Consider the following 16,544-nt stretch of genomic DNA (forward strand, 5'->3'; position numbering starts at 1 on the left):
TTTTCCTCTCAGTTCGAACAACCGGTGCCGAATTCGCTGTATTGAAGAATGTGTTTTGCGCCGTGGCTGTCGAGGTAGGTCATCTCGACCGGTACAACGCCGCAGACGTCGGCAACCGGGGTGATGCTCACGATTTCAGCAATATCCAGAGTCATGCCGTAGCGGTAGGCAATGGCCTCTTCATCAGCCTGGACCTGGGCGGCAAGGCCGGCGAGCAGGGCCAGGGTCAACAGAATTTTGTGCATGGGGCAGCCTCCAGGCAGATGTGGTGACGACTTGGCAATTCGGGGTTGGATGGGCCCACACCCCAGGTGCGGGCCGGTCGGATCAGAACGGACGCAGCGGCAGGAACTTGCCGTCGAGGGTGACCACGGCGCGGGAGCCGCCTTCCGGGTCTTCGACTTTCTTGATGTCGAGCTTGAAGTTGATGGCGCTGATGATGCCGTCGCCGAACTGCTCGTGCACCAGGGCTTTGAGGGTGGTGCCGTAAATCTGGATCATCTCGTGGAAGCGGTAGATGGTCGGGTCGGTCGGCACGCCGCTGAGGCTGCCACGCAGCGGGATGATCTGCAGGGCGGCAACGGCGTCGGCGTCCAGCTCGAGTTTGTCGCCAACCACTTGCGCGGCGTTTTGCGGCAACGGGTGCTGGCCGAGCAGGGCAGCGGTGACGTAGGCCAGGCTCAGGCCGGTGCCATCGGCGAGATCCTGCCATGACAAATTCTTGCGGGCCTTGATGTCGAGAATGCGGGTGGTCAGGGCCAGGCTGGCATCGTTGTAGGCGTGGGACTGTTGCATGGTGTCACTCCTTTCAAGGTTGGCTTGCTGTGTGGGAGCAATCTTCTGCCGATTGATCCATAGCGTCCAAGACCGATATACAATGCTTCGCATAAGCCCTGCCTATAGATGGTGAACCCCATGTTGCTGCGACATTTGCGATATTTGCTGGCCGTGGCCGATCACGGCGGTTTCACCCGGGCGGCGGAGGCGTTGCACGTGTCACAGCCGACCCTGTCGCAACAGATCCGCCAATTGGAAGAATCCCTTGGGGTGAACCTGTTCGACCGCACCTCGCGCACCGTTAAACCTACCGATGCCGGCGAGGCCTACATCGAATGCGCACGGCGCGTACTGGTTGAACTGGAGGCGGGCAAGCGGGCGTTGCATGACGTGAAGGATCTGTCCCGTGGCAGCCTGCGCCTGGCCATGACCCCGACGTTCATGGCCTATCTGGTCGGGCCATTGGTGCGCGACTTTGCGGCGCGTTATCCGGGTATTCATCTGCAGATTTTCGAACTGTCGATGGACGACATCGAGGCGGGGCTGGCGGATGACTCGCTGGACATCGCGATTGCCTTTACCCCGGTGCGCCACCCGGACATCGAGTGCATTCCGGCGTTTACCGAAACCCTGGGAATCATGATCGGGCGCGAGCATCCGTTGTACGAGAGTCGGGCGGTGCTGACGGCGAGCGATCTTGCACAACTGGATTTCGCCTTGCTGGCGCCGGACTTCATCACACGGTTATCGATCGATGAATACTTCCGTCAGCACAGGATCACGCCACGGGTGCGGATCGAGGTGAACTCGGTGAGTACGCTGCTGGAAGTGGTGCGCCATTCGCCGATGGTCACGATGTTGCCCGAAGCGATTGCCAGCGAAGACCGGGCGTTGCGTCGCTTGAGCGTCGAGAACGAAGCGCCGCAGCGTGGGGCGGCGTTGTTGCGGCGCCGGAATAATTATCACAGTGCAGCGGCGCTGGCGTTCATGAATCTGGTGCTGGAACTCAATATCCCCCTGTAGGAGCTACCGAAGGCTCGGGCCGCGATCGGACGATCTTTTGATCTTGTTTTTTAAGATCAAGATCAAAAGATCGTCCGATCGCGGCCCGAGCCTTCGGCAGCTCCTACAGGGGAGCTTTAGGGAGCAATAAAAAGGGCCTGTTTCCAGTAGGAAACAGGCCCTGCTTGTTATTGAAGTTGTAAATCAGTAGAACCGGTCAATCACCCGAACTTCATTCTTGTTCTGCATCGAATCCCACGCCTGTTTCAGCGTCTGCAGCACATTGCCGATGAAGTCCTTGTCGGCCGCCGCTTTCTTGCCGACATAACCGTGGCCGCGGCGGTACATCTTCAGGCGGGCCAGCAAGTTCTGGTTGCTGCGGTCGAATTCTTCTTCACCGGCGTGGGGCGACAGGCAGTCGATATGCACCTGACCCGACTTGCTGATCCAGAGAATATGGCTGTCGTGGCTGTCTTTTTGTGCAGCGAACATACGAGCCAGTTCTTCGATAGTAGGTTGATTGTTCAGATTCATGATGTTTGCCCCTTGACCAGTCTGGTGATCTTTCAAAGTTGATTCGCTAATACAGGTAGCCCATCGGTTAGTTGATCCCTGGCACCGAAACCAGGACGTCAGCGGTCGCCCGTGTGAAGTACGGGGTCATGCATCTGTTGCATGTAGTCGTGTTGAATAACTGCTACGCAATAGCGTCACAACGAGGAGAAGCAGCGAAAACCGGGAGGCTCCTTGACGACGTTTTCAGGGTCGGCCACAAGCGTCTTGAGAATTTTCGCCAGCGCTTCTCGTCCTTGTACTGGACGTTCAGGCCAGGTCAGCTTCTTCAATCTGCCTTGTGGGCAGCGTGTATCCGGAAAAAACAACTCGGCGGTCAGACGAGTTTGCTCAAGCGTGTTACCGATGTTCCCGATCGGGGAACGTCTTCATCATGCAAAAGCAAAACGGTGCCGTCAACGGTTTTGTAGTGATTATTTTTGCTCACTACATATTGTCGGACAAAGCTGTTTTGGAATGAGAAAAGTTCCGTTCAGGCAACGGATGTGGGGACGCGCAGGACGTAGAAGGTGCAGGGGTAACCGTCCACGGCGCGCTGCTGGCAAGTGAATGCGCCGCCAGTCAATTCGGGGATCAACCTGGCCCAGAAGCGCTGCGCAGGCAGGTTGGCGTCGATGTGGAAAATCTGCCATTGACCGCGCAGACGGCTCAAGAGGGCAGAGACGACAAACTGCGCGACGCCTTGGCCACGAAAGCGCCGGGTGAGAAAGAAGTAGCCGATGTTGTGTTCGGCGCCGTCGATGTGGGTTTCGTCATCCACGGTCACGAAGCCGGCGAGTTCACCGTCGACGCGGATCAGGAACGCTCGGGTGGCTGGATTGCGCCAATATTCGTCCTTCTGCTGAATGCTGAAGAAGCCGTGTTCGCCGAGCTTCAGTGGTAGCCATTGGCTGAAGTCATACATGTAGAACTGCATGAGGTTTTCGATGGTTTGCAGTTCGTCGCGGTGGGCGGGGTGCAGTTCGATGGTGGGCATTGGGGGGAACTCCCTGCGGTGATGACCAATAGTGTGGTCCCGACACATTTGTGGCGAGAGAACTTGCTCCCGCTGGGTTGCGAAGCGACCCTGAACAATGCAATTACAGTGCATCAGACACACTTGGGTTGCAGGTTTTGCGACTGCTGCGCAGCCGAGCGGGAGCAAGCTCCCTCGCCACAGGGAATGCTTGTGCTATTTGGCTGCGCGTTTGGTCGTGACAGCGGTTTTACTGCGCGTCGATTTGCGTTTCCACGGTGCCGCAGCCTTGCCGGCCGGTGGCGGGCCGCTGATGGTCAGGCTCAGCGCGGAACAACGGGTGACCTGCTTGCTCATCCACGCCGCCTGTTTGGTGACGAACTCTTCCAGACTCATCTCGCCGCTCTGCACCATGTCCAGCGCCTGTTCCCAGATGGCGGTGGTGCCGGGATCGGCAATCGCCCGGGGCACGGCGTCGATCAGGCTGAAGGCCGCCGGCGTCGCGGCCAGCGCCTTGCCGTTCTTCACCAGATAGCCGCGATCCAGCAGACCCTGAATGATCGAGGCGCGCGTCGCTTCGGTGCCGATGCCGGTGGTGTCCTTGAGTTTCTGTTTGAGCAGCGGATCTTCCACCAGTCTGGCGACGTTCTTCATCGCCTTGATCAGATCGCCCTCGGTGTAGGGCTTCGGCGGCTGGGTCCATAGATCCTTGAGGTTCACGCCGGCCACGGCGCAATCGATACCCTGGCTCAGCGCCGGCAGGGTTTGCGGAGCTGGCGCTTCACGACCCTTGGCCGGGGCGAGGGCTTCGGGCAAGGCGCGCTTCCAGCCCGGCTCGATGATCTGCTTGCCGACGGCGCGCAACGCTTCACCGGCGCAGTCGAAGTCGGCCTGGGTGCGATCGTATTCATGGTTGGGCAGAAATTGCGCCAGATAGCGCGCGCGAATCAGGGTATAGACCGCCCGGTGTTTACCGCTCAGACGCTCGAGATTTTTCGCCGCCGCCGTGGGGATGATGCCGTGGTGGGCGCTGACCTTGGCGTCGTTCCACGCCCGTGAGCGGCGCTGCGGGTCGAGGTGACCGTTCAGCGCGTCAAGGCTCGGGTCGGCCTGACGCAGCGCTGCAAGTATCCCCGGCGCTTCGCTGTGCTGGCTCAGCGGCAGGAAGCCGCAATCGCTGCGCGGGTAGGTGATGACCTTGTAGGTTTCGTAGAGGGCCTGGGCGATGTCGAGGGTTTCCTGGGCGCCGAGACCGAGTTTCTTCGAACAGACTTCCTGCAGGGTGCCCAGATCGAACGGCAGCGGTGCCACTTCACGCATGCGTTCGGTGCGCAGTTTCACCACCCGCGCACTGGCGGCATTGCTGATCGCCGCCGCCGCTTGTTGCGCCAGCGCCTGATTCAGGCAGCGTTCCTGATCGTCGCAAACGTCGGAGGGCGCACGCCATTGTGCGGTGAACGGCGTGCCGGCGTGCAGCAGTTGCACATCAATCGCCCAATACGGCACCGGCACGAAGTCGGCGATGCTGCGGTCGCGATCCACCACCAGCCGCAAGGTCGGCGTCTGCACCCGGCCAACCGGCAGCACGCCCTGATAGCCGGACTGCCGGCCCAGCAAGGTGAACAGGCGGCTCATGTTCATGCCGATCAGCCAGTCGGCCCGCGAGCGCCCCAAAGCCGAGTGGTACAGGCTGAAGGTTTCCGCGCCTGGCTTCAGCGCGGCCAAAGCCTTGCGAATCGACGCTTCATCCAGCGCCGACAGCCACAACCTATGGATCGGCCCGCGATAGCGGCAGTGCTCGACCAGTTCTCGGGCAATCATCTCGCCCTCACGGTCGGCGTCGGTGGCGATGATCAGCTCGCTGGCCTCGCCGAGCAGGCGCTTGACCGCCTTGTACTGGCTGGCGGTGCGCGGCTTGACGGTCATTTTCCACTTGTCGGGAATGATCGGCAGATCCGCCAGCACCCAGCGCTTGTAGCGCGCGTCGTAGGCATCCGGCGGTGCGGTTTCAAGCAGATGGCCGATGCACCAGGTCACTGTGACGTCCGTTCCCAGCCAGCAGCCGTCGCCCCGACGCCTGGCGCCGAGCACGGCCGCAATGTCTTTGGCCTGGGAAGGTTTTTCACAGAGGTACAGCCGCATAACCACCGTCGTCGATCAGTTCACTGAAGGTGCACAGAATGGCCGCAGTTGGCGTCCGGGGCAACTTTTATCTGTATGGATATACAGATAAAACATTGCCGGGAATGACCGGTATTACCGGGACGTCGCGCGCCACTATCGAGAAATCGAATGGTGCCGCGCTTGCCGGGCATGTCAGGTTCGTCGGGCCTTCAAGAAACGCGAGAGACAGGACGATTTCGCCAGAGATCGCCAAGGTCCGAACGCACTGACTACTCTGAAACAAGGAAGTCCCACCATGGCTCAAGCCAAAGCAAAATCCAGCAGCGCCTATGACGAAGTGAACGCTTTCAGCCACTTGTACGACCGTGGCGTCGGCCTGGTGAACGGCAAGCCGTCGTTCACCGCCGACCAGGCGGCTGATGAAATCCTGCGCAAAAACCTGTCGTGGCACGACAAGAACGGTGACGGCAAGATCTCCCTGACCTACACCTTCCTGACCGAAAAACCGGCGAACTACAACCCGAACCTCGGCAACTTCAGCCAGTTCAGCGCGCAGCAAAAGGCTCAAGCCGTGCTGGCCATGCAATCCTGGGCCGACGTGGCCAAGGTGACGTTCACCGAAGGCAAGGGCGGCGACGGTCACATGACCTTCGGCAACTACGATGTCAGCACCGGCGGCGCGGCGTTCGCCTACCTGCCGAGCGGTGGCAGCTACGACGGTCAGTCGTGGTACCTGATCAACAATCAATATCAGGTCAACAAGACCCCGGACACCAACAACTACGGGCGTCAGACCCTGACCCACGAAATCGGCCACACCCTCGGCCTGTCGCACCCGGGCGCCTACAACGCCGGCAACGGCAGCCCGACCTACAACGACGCCAAGTACGCCGAAGACACCCGTGGCTACAGCCTGATGAGCTACTGGAGCGAAGCCAACACCGACCAGAACTTCAGCAAGGACGGCAGCGGCGCCTACGCCTCGGCGCCGTTGCTGGACGATATCGTGGCGGTGCAGAAACTCTACGGCGCCAACTATGCAACCCGCGCCGATGACACCACCTACGGTTTCGGCTCCAACGCCGGCCGCGATTTCTACAGCGCTACGTCGGCGGCGTCGAAACTGGTGTTCTCGGTATGGGACGGTGGCGGCAATGACACCCTGAACTTCTCCGGTTTCACCCAGAACCAGAAGATCAACCTCAATGAAGGTTCGTTCTCTGACGTCGGCGGTCTGGTCGGTAACGTGTCGATTGCCTACGGCGTAACCGTGGAGAACGCGGTTGGCGGTTCAGGCAATGATCTGTTGATCGGCAACTCGGCAGTCAACGTTCTGCATGGCGGTGCCGGCAACGACATACTCTACGGTGGCGGCGGCGGTGATACGTTGTGGGGCGGTGAGGGCGCAGACACCTTCGTCTTCGGCGCAGCCAGCGACTCGACCGACAACCAGCCGGACTGGATCATGGATTTCAAAAGCGGCGTGGACAAGATCGACCTCTCGGGCATCGCCGGTTTCGCCACGGGTGCGGCCACGCTGAACTTCGTCAGCAGTTTCACCGGCCATGCGGGCGATGCAATCCTGACCTATTACGCGCAGAGTGGTCAGACCGGGCTGCTGATTGATCTGACAGGGCAGGGTGAGGTGGACTTTGCCGTAGGTGTGGTGGGGCAGGCGCTGGCGACTGATATTGTTGCTTGATCTGAAACAAAAAACCGCAGCGATCATCCGCTGCGGTTTTTTTGCCGCAGCGATGCCTGACTTACGCTCCGTCAGGCACGGGATCCGCAGACTTGCTCGCCGCCATCAGCTTTATTGGTGAAAGTCGAGCTTTATAAGCGCGGGTTTGGCCTTCTCTTTCGCTTGCTCGACGATTGCTTGAACTTGTTTTTGGCTCAGTTTCGTATGCTCGACGGTGATCTCGACGTTCTCATCTGCCTTGTATTTGATGGTGACTTTGCCGTTAGTGTGGCGCTCCAGCCAAGCCATGAATACCTTCCACAAAAAAGGGAATGCCGCGACAGCGACTTCAGCGGCGATCACCACGGGTGAGGACAGAGGGTCTATCAAGCCGCGTTGTCGGACAAAGTCGGCGCTCACACCCGGTGCGTGTTCTTCGAATAAAATTTGTACTTCGTTTTTTTCAGGCATAAGAAAAGAGTCCCTTTAAGGTCCGGCCCGGGATGAGTGGAGTTCCAAATATTTTGCGTATCAGACTGTTGTCGCGATAGGAGTCTTGAAGGGTTTGAGCAAGTGCTTCACCGTAAACAAATTCAACCATGTTGCACAGCCTGGTTAATGAAGGCGGATGACTTGCAGACTCGCGGATACCGAGTTCAGACAGGTGATTGAACAGCGTTATCAAATGACTCAATAAAAGACGGTCGTCACCGAGTGGAAAGGCATTCGGCATTACTTTGGCTACATACTCCTTGAGTAATAGCAAACCGATGCAATCGGCTTCGACCTCCATTTCACGAGCACTGTGATCGGCAGCATTGGGCGGCGTTTCGGTAATCACGTCGCTGATCATCAACTCTTTGTCCGTCAAATGGCCGCACAGGACATGGCCGACCTCGTGGCACAGAACGAACATTTCCCATATGTGTAGTTGCATGCCGTGACGTTTATCGGCGTCACCTTTGAGCAGAATTTGAGGTCCGAGCGGCTTTCGTGTTTCACGATAGTGTTGGCAAACTTCTTTCTGAAACCCAATAAGCATGGCTTGGGCGTTTTGGGTATCCAGTTCCCGGCTGCAGTATTCGATAGACTCGGGATCAGTGACTGCGATGGAGATTTTTGAAAGCTTGTTGAACAATGTCATCAGGCCGCTGTTGATGACAATTGCGAAATGACCTTCTTCACTTCTGGAGCAAAATGCATTGACGCTCATGTTGTCCAGTTCGCCGATGGCCAGTTCCAGGCTGTCTCCAAAAAAGTCGCTCAACCCGCTGCGCAGATCTTCCCATAAGTCCGACACGATACGGGCATGTGGCGTTTGCCCTTTCAGGTCAAAAATGGCGCCCTCTTTGGCTAGGTTCGCGAGCTTCTGATCGAAAATTGCCTGAAAAGCTTGGTTCGGTTCGGATTGGATGGCGGAAATCGGGTCTTCGTGAACAAACCGAATGTATTCCAGATAGTCCGCGGCGGTGGCGTGACGAGTAGTCAAAAGTCGAACTTCCTTGTGTAGTGTGAGGCATGCCGGCTTGGCGACTCGGATATGTGGCGCAAAGCTACTACAGGAACGCCGTTTGACCAAGCAGGTTAATGTCGTGTGACACCATGGCGGTACCATTGGGCTGTGAATTCGTCTTTAGGGCGAAACTTGAGTTATACCTGAAGGATCGTTTTCACGAAGCGTGCGTCGGCTCCCCGAATAGGCATTAGGTCAAGATGAAAAGCACAGATCTGAACCCGGTCATTAAACTTCAAGAACTCTCCGGTTGCCTGCTGGTGAAATTCCACGGCATCCAGGTCGCGGCGTCCTCGCATGTGCTGGTCCTCCATGAGGCCAATTACCCGCCGGTGTACTACGTGCCCCGCGAGGACATCGACGAAAAATATTTCGCCCGCACCGACCACACCAGTTATTGCCCGTACAAGGGCGATGCCAATTACTTCAGCCTGCAGGTGCCGGGGCATGAGGGGGCGAATGCGGTGTGGACTTACGAGAAACCGAAGATCTCGGTTGATGCGATCAAGAACTATGTCGCGTTTTATCCGGATCAGGTGAAGTTCGAGGTGATCAAGGCTGACGCTTAGTTCCTGCGTGAAGAGATTTGATTGTGGCGAGGGGATTTATCCCCTCGCCACAGGTTTTTTCACCAAAGGATCATGTGTGCAGGTTCAGATTCAGTTCTTGTCCAGATCGATATTCTTCGTCTCCCGCAAACAGATCATCCCCACCACCAGGCTCACCCCGGTAATCAGCACCGGGTACCACAGCCCATAGAAAATATCCCCGGTGTACACCACCAGCGCGAACGACACCGTTGGCAGGAAACCGCCGAACCAGCCATTGCCGATGTGATACGGCAGGGACATCGAGGTGTAGCGGATGCGGGTCGGAAACAGTTCGACCATCAGCGCCGCCAGCGGGCCGTAGCACATGGCCGAGATGATGATCAGCGCGACGATCAGCGCCACGATCATCGGTTTGTTGATCTGCTGCAGGTCGGCCTGTTGCGGGTAGCCGGCGAGGGTCACCGCGCCGCGCAGTGCGGACTCATCGTAACCGTCGATCTTCACGTCGCCGATGCTCACCTGCACGCCACTGCCGGCCGGGGCGGCGACGCTGGAGTAGGGCAGGCCTTGCTTGACCAGGAAGGTCTTGACCTTGTCGCATGGGCTGTCGAATTTGGCCTTGCCCACCGGGTCGAACTGGAAGGTGCAGGTGGCCGGATCGGCCAATACGGTGATCGGCGCCTGACGGCTGGCCAGATCGATTGCCGGGTTGGCGTAATGTGCCAGGGATTTGAAGATCGGGAAGTACAGCGCCGTCGCCAGCAGCAGGCCGAGCATCAGCACCGGTTTGCGCCCGACCTTGTCCGACAGCCAGCCGAAAATGATGAAGAACGGCGCGCCGATTACCACGCTGATGATCAGCAGACTGTTGGCCACCGCCGGGTCCATTTTCAGGAACTGGGTGAGGAAGAACAGCACGTAGAACTGCGCGGCGTAGAAGGTCACCGCTTGCCCGGCGTTGATGCTGAACAGCGCGATGAGCACAACCTTGAGGTTCTCCCATTTGCCGAAGGATTCGCGGATCGGCGCTTTCGAGGCTTTGCCTTCCTCTTTCATTTTCAGGTACGCCGGCGACTCGTGCAGGCTCAGGCGGATCCAGGTGGAAATGCCCAGCAGCACGATCGACAGCAGAAACGGAATGCGCCAGCCCCAGACTTCAAACTGATCGCCAGTGAAGTAGCGGCAACCGAGCACCACCAGCAGCGACAGCAGCAGGCCGAGGGTCGCGGTGGATTGAATCCAGCTGGTGTGGAAACCGCGTTTGCCGATCGGCGCGTGTTCCGCCACATAGGTCGCAGCGCCGCCGTATTCACCGCCCAGCGCCAGGCCCTGAAGCATGCGCAGGACCACCAGAATGATCGGCGCAGCGATGCCGATGCTGGCGTAGGTTGGCAGCAGGCCGACGCAGAACGTGGCGATACCCATCAGGATGATGGTCGCGAGGAAGGTGTATTTGCGTCCGATCATGTCCCCTAAACGACCGAACACCAGCGCCCCGAACGGCCGCACGATAAACCCGGCGGCGAAGGCCATCAGCGCGAAGATGAACGCCGTGGTGTCGTTGACCCCGGCGAAAAACTGCTTGCTGATCACCGCCGCGAGGGCGCCGTAGAGAAAGAAGTCATACCACTCGAACACCGTCCCCAGGGACGAGGCGAAGATGACTTTCTGCGTGGCATTGCTGGTGCTGGCGCCGCTCGCGGCGTCCAGCGGCTGAGCGTGTTCTGACATATCGGTATCCCTCACAGTGATTGTTTTTGTTGTTCCACTGGTGTTGCGTGTCCGGGTAAGTCTTGAATTGACGCAGTTCCTGTAGGAGTGAGCCTGCTCGCGATGGCGGTGTATCAGCCAAAGAGATAAAAGAGGTCAGTCCGTCATCGCTAGCAGGCTCGCTCCCGCAGAGAGCCATCGTGTAGGAGCTGCCGCAGGCTGCGATCTTTTGATCTTGTGCCTGATCTGAAAAAGCCAAGGGCAAAAGATTGCAGCCTGCGGCAGCTCCTACAGGGTTTGGGCCAGTTCAGGGGTTGGTGTGCAGGTCCTGATCGGTGGGTTGAGGATCATCTGTGCCGCCTTCTCGGCAATCATCAGCGTAGGCGAACAGGTGTTGCCCGAGGTGATGCGCGGCATGATCGAGGCGTCGGCGATGCGCAGGCCGGGCACGCCATGCACGCGCAGTTGCGCATCGACCACCGCTTCAGCGTCATTGCCCATGCGACAGGTGCCGACCGGGTGAAAAATCGTCGTGCCGATGCGCGCCGCTGCCTCATGCAGTTGTTCCTCGCTTTGCAGGCTGTCGCCGGGCAAATATTCCACCGGGTTGAACGCTTGCAGCGCCGGGGCGCTGACGATGCGCCGGGTCAGGCGGATCGCGTCGGCGGCCACGCGCAGGTCTTCAGGATGGCTGAGGTAATTCGGTTGAATCAGCGGCGCTTCCTGCGGGTCTGCCGAACGGATGTCGATGCGTCCACGGCTCTGCGGACGCAGATCACAGATCGACGCGGTGAACGCCGGAAAGCTGTGCAGCGGCTCGCCAAAACGCTCCAGCGACAGCGGCTGCACGTGGTATTCGAGGTTCGCCGACGTCTGTTCCGGCCCGGATCTGGCAAACGCCCCGAGTTGACTCGGCGCCATCGACAACGGCCCACTGCGGTCATACAGATAACGCAGACCCATGCCCATCTTGCCCCACACGCTGCCGGCGATCTGATTCAGGGTGCGGGCGTTCTGCAGTTTGTAGATCAGGCGCAGTTGCAGGTGATCCTGCAGGTTGCCGCCGACCCCCGGCAGCTCATGAATCACCCCGATGCCAAGACGTTCCAGCAACGGGCGCGGGCCGATCCCGGAGCGCTGCAGAATGCTCGGCGAACCCACGGCGCCGGCGCAGAGGATGATTTCCTTGCGCGCCTTGAAGCTTTTCACCTGGCCTTCGTGACGCGCGCTGACTTTTGAAGCACGACCGTTTTCCAGCAGTACCCGATCCACTTCAACTCCGGTCAGCACCGTCAGATTGGCCCGCTGGCGAATCGGCTTGAGAAACGCCTTGGCCGCGTTCCAGCGCACCCCGGCCTTCTGGTTGACCTGAAAGTAGCCGCAACCCTCGTTGTCACCCTGATTGAAGTCGTCGATGCTGGCGATGCCGCTCTGCTCGGCAGCGCTGCGAAACGCGTCGAGAATCGGCCATGACAGCCGCTGTTGCTCGACCCGCCATTCACCCTTGGCACCGTGAAATTCAGCGGCGCCGGCAAAGTGGTTTTCGCTTTGTTTGAACAGCGGCAGCACGTCGTTCCAGGCCCAACCCGGATTGCCCTCGGCTGCCCAGCCGTCGTAGTCGCCGGCCTGACCGCGCATGTAGATCATGCCGTTGATCGAGGAGCAGCCACCGAGCACTTTGCCGCGTGGGTAGCTCAGGCTGCGGCCTTGCAGACCGGGTTGCGCTTCGGTCTTGAAGCACCAGTCGGTGCGCGGGTTGCCGATGCAGAACAGGTAACCCACGGGGATGTGAATCCATGCGTAGTTGTCGCGCCCGCCCGCTTCGAGCAGCAACACCCGCTGCTGCTTGTCTGCCGACAGTCGATTGGCCAGCAGGCACCCGGCAGGGCCGGCGCCGACCACGATGTAGTCGTATTCTTCAAGGGAAGTCTGCATTCCCTGACCTCGCTTTTTGTTTTTATTGTCGGACACTCTAGTTGTTAGCTTTCGTTAAAAGAATGTTAGTTTTTGCGCAGCCGCTGTGCGTTTTCAAACAGCCTGGACTGACGATAGCTGACAAGGACACCCCATGTTCGACTGGAATGACCTGCGGTTCTTTCTGGAGTTGCAACGCAGCGGCCGCCTGCTCACCGCTGCCCGGCGTCTCAATACCACTCACGCCACGGTCGCCCGGCACATCGAGGCCATCGAAAAGAGCCTCGGCACCGCGCTGTTCGTCCAGCACGCCCAGGGCTACGAAATGACCCCGGCAGGGGAGGCGCTGCTCAAGCACGCCGAAGCCATGGAAAATGTCGCGCTGCTGGCCCAGGAAGAAATCACCCAATCCACCGCACCGCTGGGCAAGATCCGCGTGGGCGTCACCGAAGGGCTGGGCATCAAGTTTCTCGCCAGTCGGATGATCGGCCTGTTCGAACGCTATCCGGGGCTGGAAGTGGAACTGGTCGCCGTGCCCCGTTTCGTCAGCATCCTCAACCGCGAGGCGGAAATCAGCATTCATCTGGAGCGCCCGGCGGCCGACATGCTGGTCACGCGCAAGCTCACCGACTATCGGTTGGCGCTCTATGCCAGCCAACGCTACCTCGACAACGCACCGCCGTTGCGCAGTCGCGAAGACCTCGGGCGGCATGCGTGGATCGGTTATGTCGATGATCTGCTGTTCAGTCAGGAACTGATGTTCCTCAACAGCTTCTGCCGCAGCCCGCGCGTGGTGTTCCATAGCACCAGCGTCATCGCCCAGCAGGAAGCGGCGCGCTCGGGATTGGGCATTGCCGTGTTGCCTTGCTACATGGCCGCGTCGGATCCGGATCTGGTGCCGTTGTTGCCGGATGAAAGCATCGAGCGCAGTTACTGGATCAGCACCCGACGCGAGCTGCACAAGTCGGTGCGACTGCGGGTGGTCTGGGATTATGTCGTCGGCCTTTGCGAGGCGGAGCAAGGGTTGTTGCGCGGATAGTTCTGCCCCGCAAAAATCCCTTGTAGGACTGAGCCTGCTCGCGATAGCGGTGTATCAGGCGACTTCTACTTCACAGGCATATCGCTATCGCGAGCAGGCTCACTCCTGCAAGGAACCGAATCCGGGGTTGAATAATATATGGATATCCGTATATTCGGTTTTCCATATGTTTGAGCCCGCACCCCATGCTCACCCCCACCGAACTGTTCAAAAGCCTGGCCGATGAAACCCGCGTCCGCGCCACCTTGCTGATTGCCGAGCAGGGTGAGCTGTGTGTCTGCGAGCTGATGTGCGCCCTCGACGACAGTCAGCCGAAAATCAGCCGCCACCTCGCGCAATTGCGCAGCAATGGGTTGTTGCTCGATCGCCGTCAGGGCCAGTGGGTGTATTACCGGCTCAACCCGGATCTGCCGGATTGGGTTCGGCAGATCCTCAAGGTCACGGCCACGGCCAACGCCGCTTGGCTCAAGGACAATGCCTGTCGCCTGCACAACATGGATGGCCGTCCTGCCCGCGAAACCGCGTGCTGCTGAACTTCAACTATCCCCGGAGCTATCCATGCGTGTCCTGTTCATGTGCACGGCCAACAGTTGCCGCAGCATCCTTTCCGAAGCCATGTTCAATCATCTGGCGCGCGAGGGTTTCGAGGCGGTGAGCGCCGGCAGTTTCCCCAAGGGCCAGGTGTTGCCACGCAGCCTGACGACGCTGCAACAGGCCGGTATCGCTATCGACGGTTTGTACAGCAAAGGCAACGACGCCTTTGAAGGCAACCCGCCGGACATCGTCATCACTGTCTGCGACAAGGCAGCGGGCGAGACCTGTCCGGTGTACTTCGGCCCGGCGATCAAATGCCATTGGGGGCTGGAAGATCCCTCCGATGTGACGGGTGACGAGGCCGCAGTGGATGCCGCGTTCCGTGCCACGCTGGCGATCATCGAGCGCCGCTGCGCAACTTTCCTCGGTCTTCCTTTCAAATCACTCAGCCGCGTTGAGCTTCAGCGCGAACTGGATCGCATCGGCTCCCTCTGAGCCGGAGGACGTATGTCAGAGCACCTGCCCAATCTTGATCAGACCCTGTTCGAAGGCCGGATCACATCACCTTCGCACGAACACAAACCACGCATCCTGCTGCTCTACGGCTCGACCCGCGAACGCTCCTTCAGCCGTCTGCTGGTGGAGGAGGCCGCGCGCTTGCTGGAGCACTTCGGCGCCGAAACGCGCATCTTCAATCCGTCCGGTTTGCCGTTGCCGGATGACGTCCCGGTCGACCATCCCAAAGTCCAGGAACTGCGCGAGCTGGTGTTGTGGTCGGAAGGTCAGGTCTGGTGTTCGCCGGAACGCCACGGCGCGATGTCGGCGGTGTTCAAGGCGCAGATCGACTGGATTCCGCTGGAGCTCGGCGCGGTGCGTCCGACCCAGGGCAAAACCCTCGCGGTGATGCAGGTCTGCGGCGGTTCGCAGTCGTTCAACGTGGTCAATCAACTGCGCGTGCTGGGGCGCTGGATGCGCATGTTCACCATCCCCAATCAGTCCTCGGTGCCCAAGGCGTTCACGGAGTTTGACGAGGCGGGGCGGATGAAACCTTCGCCGTTTTATGATCGCGTGGTCGATGTGATGGAAGAGCTGGTGAAGTTCACCGTGCTGCTGCGCGACCGTCAGGACTTTCTGGTGGATCGCTATTCCGAACGCAAGGAAAGCGCCGAGCAGTTGATGGCGCGGGTCAATCAGCGCTCGATCTGAAATGCACAAACGTTCTAGCCTCAACGCGCCAATTGTGGATTACTGGCCCCAGCCCACCACTGTACGCACGCCATGAGCAACTGGATCGACCTTGCCCGCGACCGGGAAACCGGCATCGAAACCCTGCACGCGCATTTCGCCGGGCATGCGCACGCCTACGATCCGCATTGGCACGAAACCTACCTGATCGGCTTCACCGAGCAAGGTGTGCAGCGTTTCAACAGCCGTCGCGCGCGGCATGACAGCACGCCGGGCAAGGTCTTCATGCTTGAGCCCGGCGACATTCATGACGGCGATGCACCGAGCCCGGACGGCTTCACCTATCGCATGCTCTATCTGCAGCCCTCATGGCTGGAGCAGGCGCTGGACGGTTTGCATCTGGGCAGTTACGGCAGCGGCTTGCCGGGGATCGGCAGTGTGCTTAATGATGATCCCGAACTGGCCCGCGCCACCTTGTTTGCCTTCAATGCGCTGCATAAGCAGGACGTGCGCATGGTGCGCGATGTGGCGCTGGATGCGTTGCTCGAACGACTGGCGATTCATCTGTACCACCGACCGCAACCGACCGCCATGTCCCGCGCGCCACTGATCGCCCGTCAGGCGCGCGATTACCTGGTGGCCTACCACGAGCAAGACATCAGCCTGCAAACCCTGGCCGACGTCTGCGGCACCGACCGCTTTCGCCTGACTCGCGCGTTCAAGGCAGCCTACGGCCTGGCGCCGCACGCGTGGCTGATCCAGCTGCGCCTCAGTCGTGGCCGGCAGATGCTCGCCGCCGGCATGCAGCCAGTGGATGTCGCCAGCCGCCTCGGCTTCGCCGACCAGAGCCATCTGGGGCGCTGGTTCGTGCGTGCCTACGGCATCACCCCGGGCGCCTATCAGCAACGCGCCATTGGCACGTTTGAACGCTGAACAAACGTTCAAGACCACCACGCTGCTCAGCCATCACAGTAGGTCCTGACTTT

The 16,544-nt window shown here is 59.6% G+C and carries 17 protein-coding genes; 8 read left to right on the forward strand and 9 right to left on the reverse strand.

Translation table 11 applies throughout. The features are described 5' to 3' along the window. Positions 1-8: 8 nt before the first annotated feature. Together BW33_RS05590 and cynS are read right to left on the reverse strand one after the other, a co-directional pair. Complete coding sequence (locus BW33_RS05590) at positions 9-245, reverse strand: DUF2790 domain-containing protein (protein WP_047597614.1); 237 nt, start codon at positions 243-245, stop codon at positions 9-11. Positions 246-327: 82 nt separating this feature from the next. Further along, positions 328-795, reverse strand: coding sequence for a cyanase (gene cynS / locus BW33_RS05595; RefSeq protein ID WP_047597616.1), 468 nt, complete (start codon positions 793-795; stop codon positions 328-330). A gap of 120 nt (positions 796-915) precedes the next feature. On the opposite strand from cynS, the gene cynR reads away from it, so the two are divergent. Further along, positions 916-1,800 (forward strand): transcriptional regulator CynR, encoded by an 885-nt coding sequence (gene cynR, locus BW33_RS05600; RefSeq protein ID WP_047597617.1) that lies wholly within the window; start codon positions 916-918, stop codon positions 1,798-1,800. A gap of 183 nt (positions 1,801-1,983) precedes the next feature. On the opposite strand, the gene BW33_RS05605 is transcribed toward cynR, so the two are convergent. The 3 genes from BW33_RS05605 to BW33_RS05615 all read right to left on the reverse strand — a co-directional run bounded on the left by BW33_RS05605 (position 1,984) and on the right by BW33_RS05615 (position 5,449). After that, positions 1,984-2,313 carry a hypothetical protein gene (locus tag BW33_RS05605; RefSeq protein ID WP_007966852.1) on the reverse strand — a complete coding sequence of 110 codons (330 nt, stop codon included), beginning with the start codon at positions 2,311-2,313 and terminating at the stop codon, positions 1,984-1,986. A 511-nt stretch (positions 2,314-2,824) separates the two neighbouring features. Next, on the reverse strand, positions 2,825-3,328 hold the full coding sequence (locus BW33_RS05610; protein WP_047597618.1) for a GNAT family N-acetyltransferase: 504 nt from the start codon (positions 3,326-3,328) through the stop codon (positions 2,825-2,827). Positions 3,329-3,523: 195 nt separating this feature from the next. After that, positions 3,524-5,449, reverse strand: coding sequence for a DNA topoisomerase III (locus BW33_RS05615; RefSeq protein WP_047597620.1), 1,926 nt, complete (start codon positions 5,447-5,449; stop codon positions 3,524-3,526). 277 nt (positions 5,450-5,726) lie between these two features. On the opposite strand from BW33_RS05615, the gene BW33_RS05620 reads away from it, so the two are divergent. Continuing rightward, complete coding sequence (locus BW33_RS05620) at positions 5,727-7,133, forward strand: serralysin family metalloprotease (protein WP_047597621.1); 1,407 nt, start codon at positions 5,727-5,729, stop codon at positions 7,131-7,133. 111 nt (positions 7,134-7,244) lie between these two features. On the opposite strand, the gene BW33_RS05625 is transcribed toward BW33_RS05620, so the two are convergent. Then, positions 7,245-7,583 (reverse strand): hypothetical protein, encoded by a 339-nt coding sequence (locus BW33_RS05625; protein ID WP_047597623.1) that lies wholly within the window; start codon positions 7,581-7,583, stop codon positions 7,245-7,247. Then, positions 7,576-8,601 (reverse strand): hypothetical protein, encoded by a 1,026-nt coding sequence (locus tag BW33_RS05630; RefSeq protein ID WP_047597625.1) that lies wholly within the window; start codon positions 8,599-8,601, stop codon positions 7,576-7,578. The genes BW33_RS05625 and BW33_RS05630 overlap by 8 nt, the downstream gene beginning before the upstream one ends. 224 nt (positions 8,602-8,825) lie before the next feature. On the opposite strand from BW33_RS05630, the gene BW33_RS05635 reads away from it, so the two are divergent. After that, positions 8,826-9,194: a DUF427 domain-containing protein gene (locus BW33_RS05635; RefSeq protein WP_047597627.1), complete on the forward strand. Its 369-nt coding sequence runs from the start codon at positions 8,826-8,828 to the stop codon at positions 9,192-9,194. Positions 9,195-9,284: 90 nt separating this feature from the next. Here BW33_RS05635 and BW33_RS05640 read toward each other — a convergent pair whose 3' ends face one another. Further along, entirely contained in the window at positions 9,285-10,907 is a 1,623-nt protein-coding gene (locus BW33_RS05640) for an MFS transporter (RefSeq protein ID WP_047597629.1), read from the reverse strand. 267 nt (positions 10,908-11,174) lie between these two features. Then, positions 11,175-12,821 (reverse strand): GMC family oxidoreductase, encoded by a 1,647-nt coding sequence (locus BW33_RS05645; RefSeq protein WP_047597631.1) that lies wholly within the window; start codon positions 12,819-12,821, stop codon positions 11,175-11,177. 133 nt (positions 12,822-12,954) lie between these two features. Here BW33_RS05645 and BW33_RS05650 point away from each other — a divergent pair, with 133 nt between their 5' ends. From BW33_RS05650 to BW33_RS05670, 5 genes are all read left to right on the forward strand, one after another. Beyond that, entirely contained in the window at positions 12,955-13,839 is an 885-nt protein-coding gene (locus BW33_RS05650) for a LysR family transcriptional regulator (protein WP_047597633.1), read from the forward strand. A gap of 185 nt (positions 13,840-14,024) precedes the next feature. Continuing rightward, the gene (locus BW33_RS05655; RefSeq protein ID WP_047597635.1) at positions 14,025-14,372 is read left to right on the forward strand and encodes a metalloregulator ArsR/SmtB family transcription factor; all 348 of its coding nucleotides are present in this window, start codon (positions 14,025-14,027) and stop codon (positions 14,370-14,372) included. A 25-nt stretch (positions 14,373-14,397) separates the two neighbouring features. Beyond that, entirely contained in the window at positions 14,398-14,868 is a 471-nt protein-coding gene (locus tag BW33_RS05660; protein ID WP_047597636.1) for an arsenate reductase ArsC, read from the forward strand. 12 nt (positions 14,869-14,880) lie between these two features. Continuing rightward, positions 14,881-15,579 (forward strand): arsenical resistance protein ArsH, encoded by a 699-nt coding sequence (arsH, locus tag BW33_RS05665; protein ID WP_047597639.1) that lies wholly within the window; start codon positions 14,881-14,883, stop codon positions 15,577-15,579. A 72-nt stretch (positions 15,580-15,651) separates the two neighbouring features. Next, positions 15,652-16,491 carry a helix-turn-helix domain-containing protein gene (locus BW33_RS05670; protein ID WP_047597641.1) on the forward strand — a complete coding sequence of 280 codons (840 nt, stop codon included), beginning with the start codon at positions 15,652-15,654 and terminating at the stop codon, positions 16,489-16,491. Positions 16,492-16,544: the final 53 nt, after the last annotated feature.

The organism is Pseudomonas sp. RIT288 (assembly GCF_000631985.1).
Taxonomy (GTDB): domain Bacteria; phylum Pseudomonadota; class Gammaproteobacteria; order Pseudomonadales; family Pseudomonadaceae; genus Aquipseudomonas.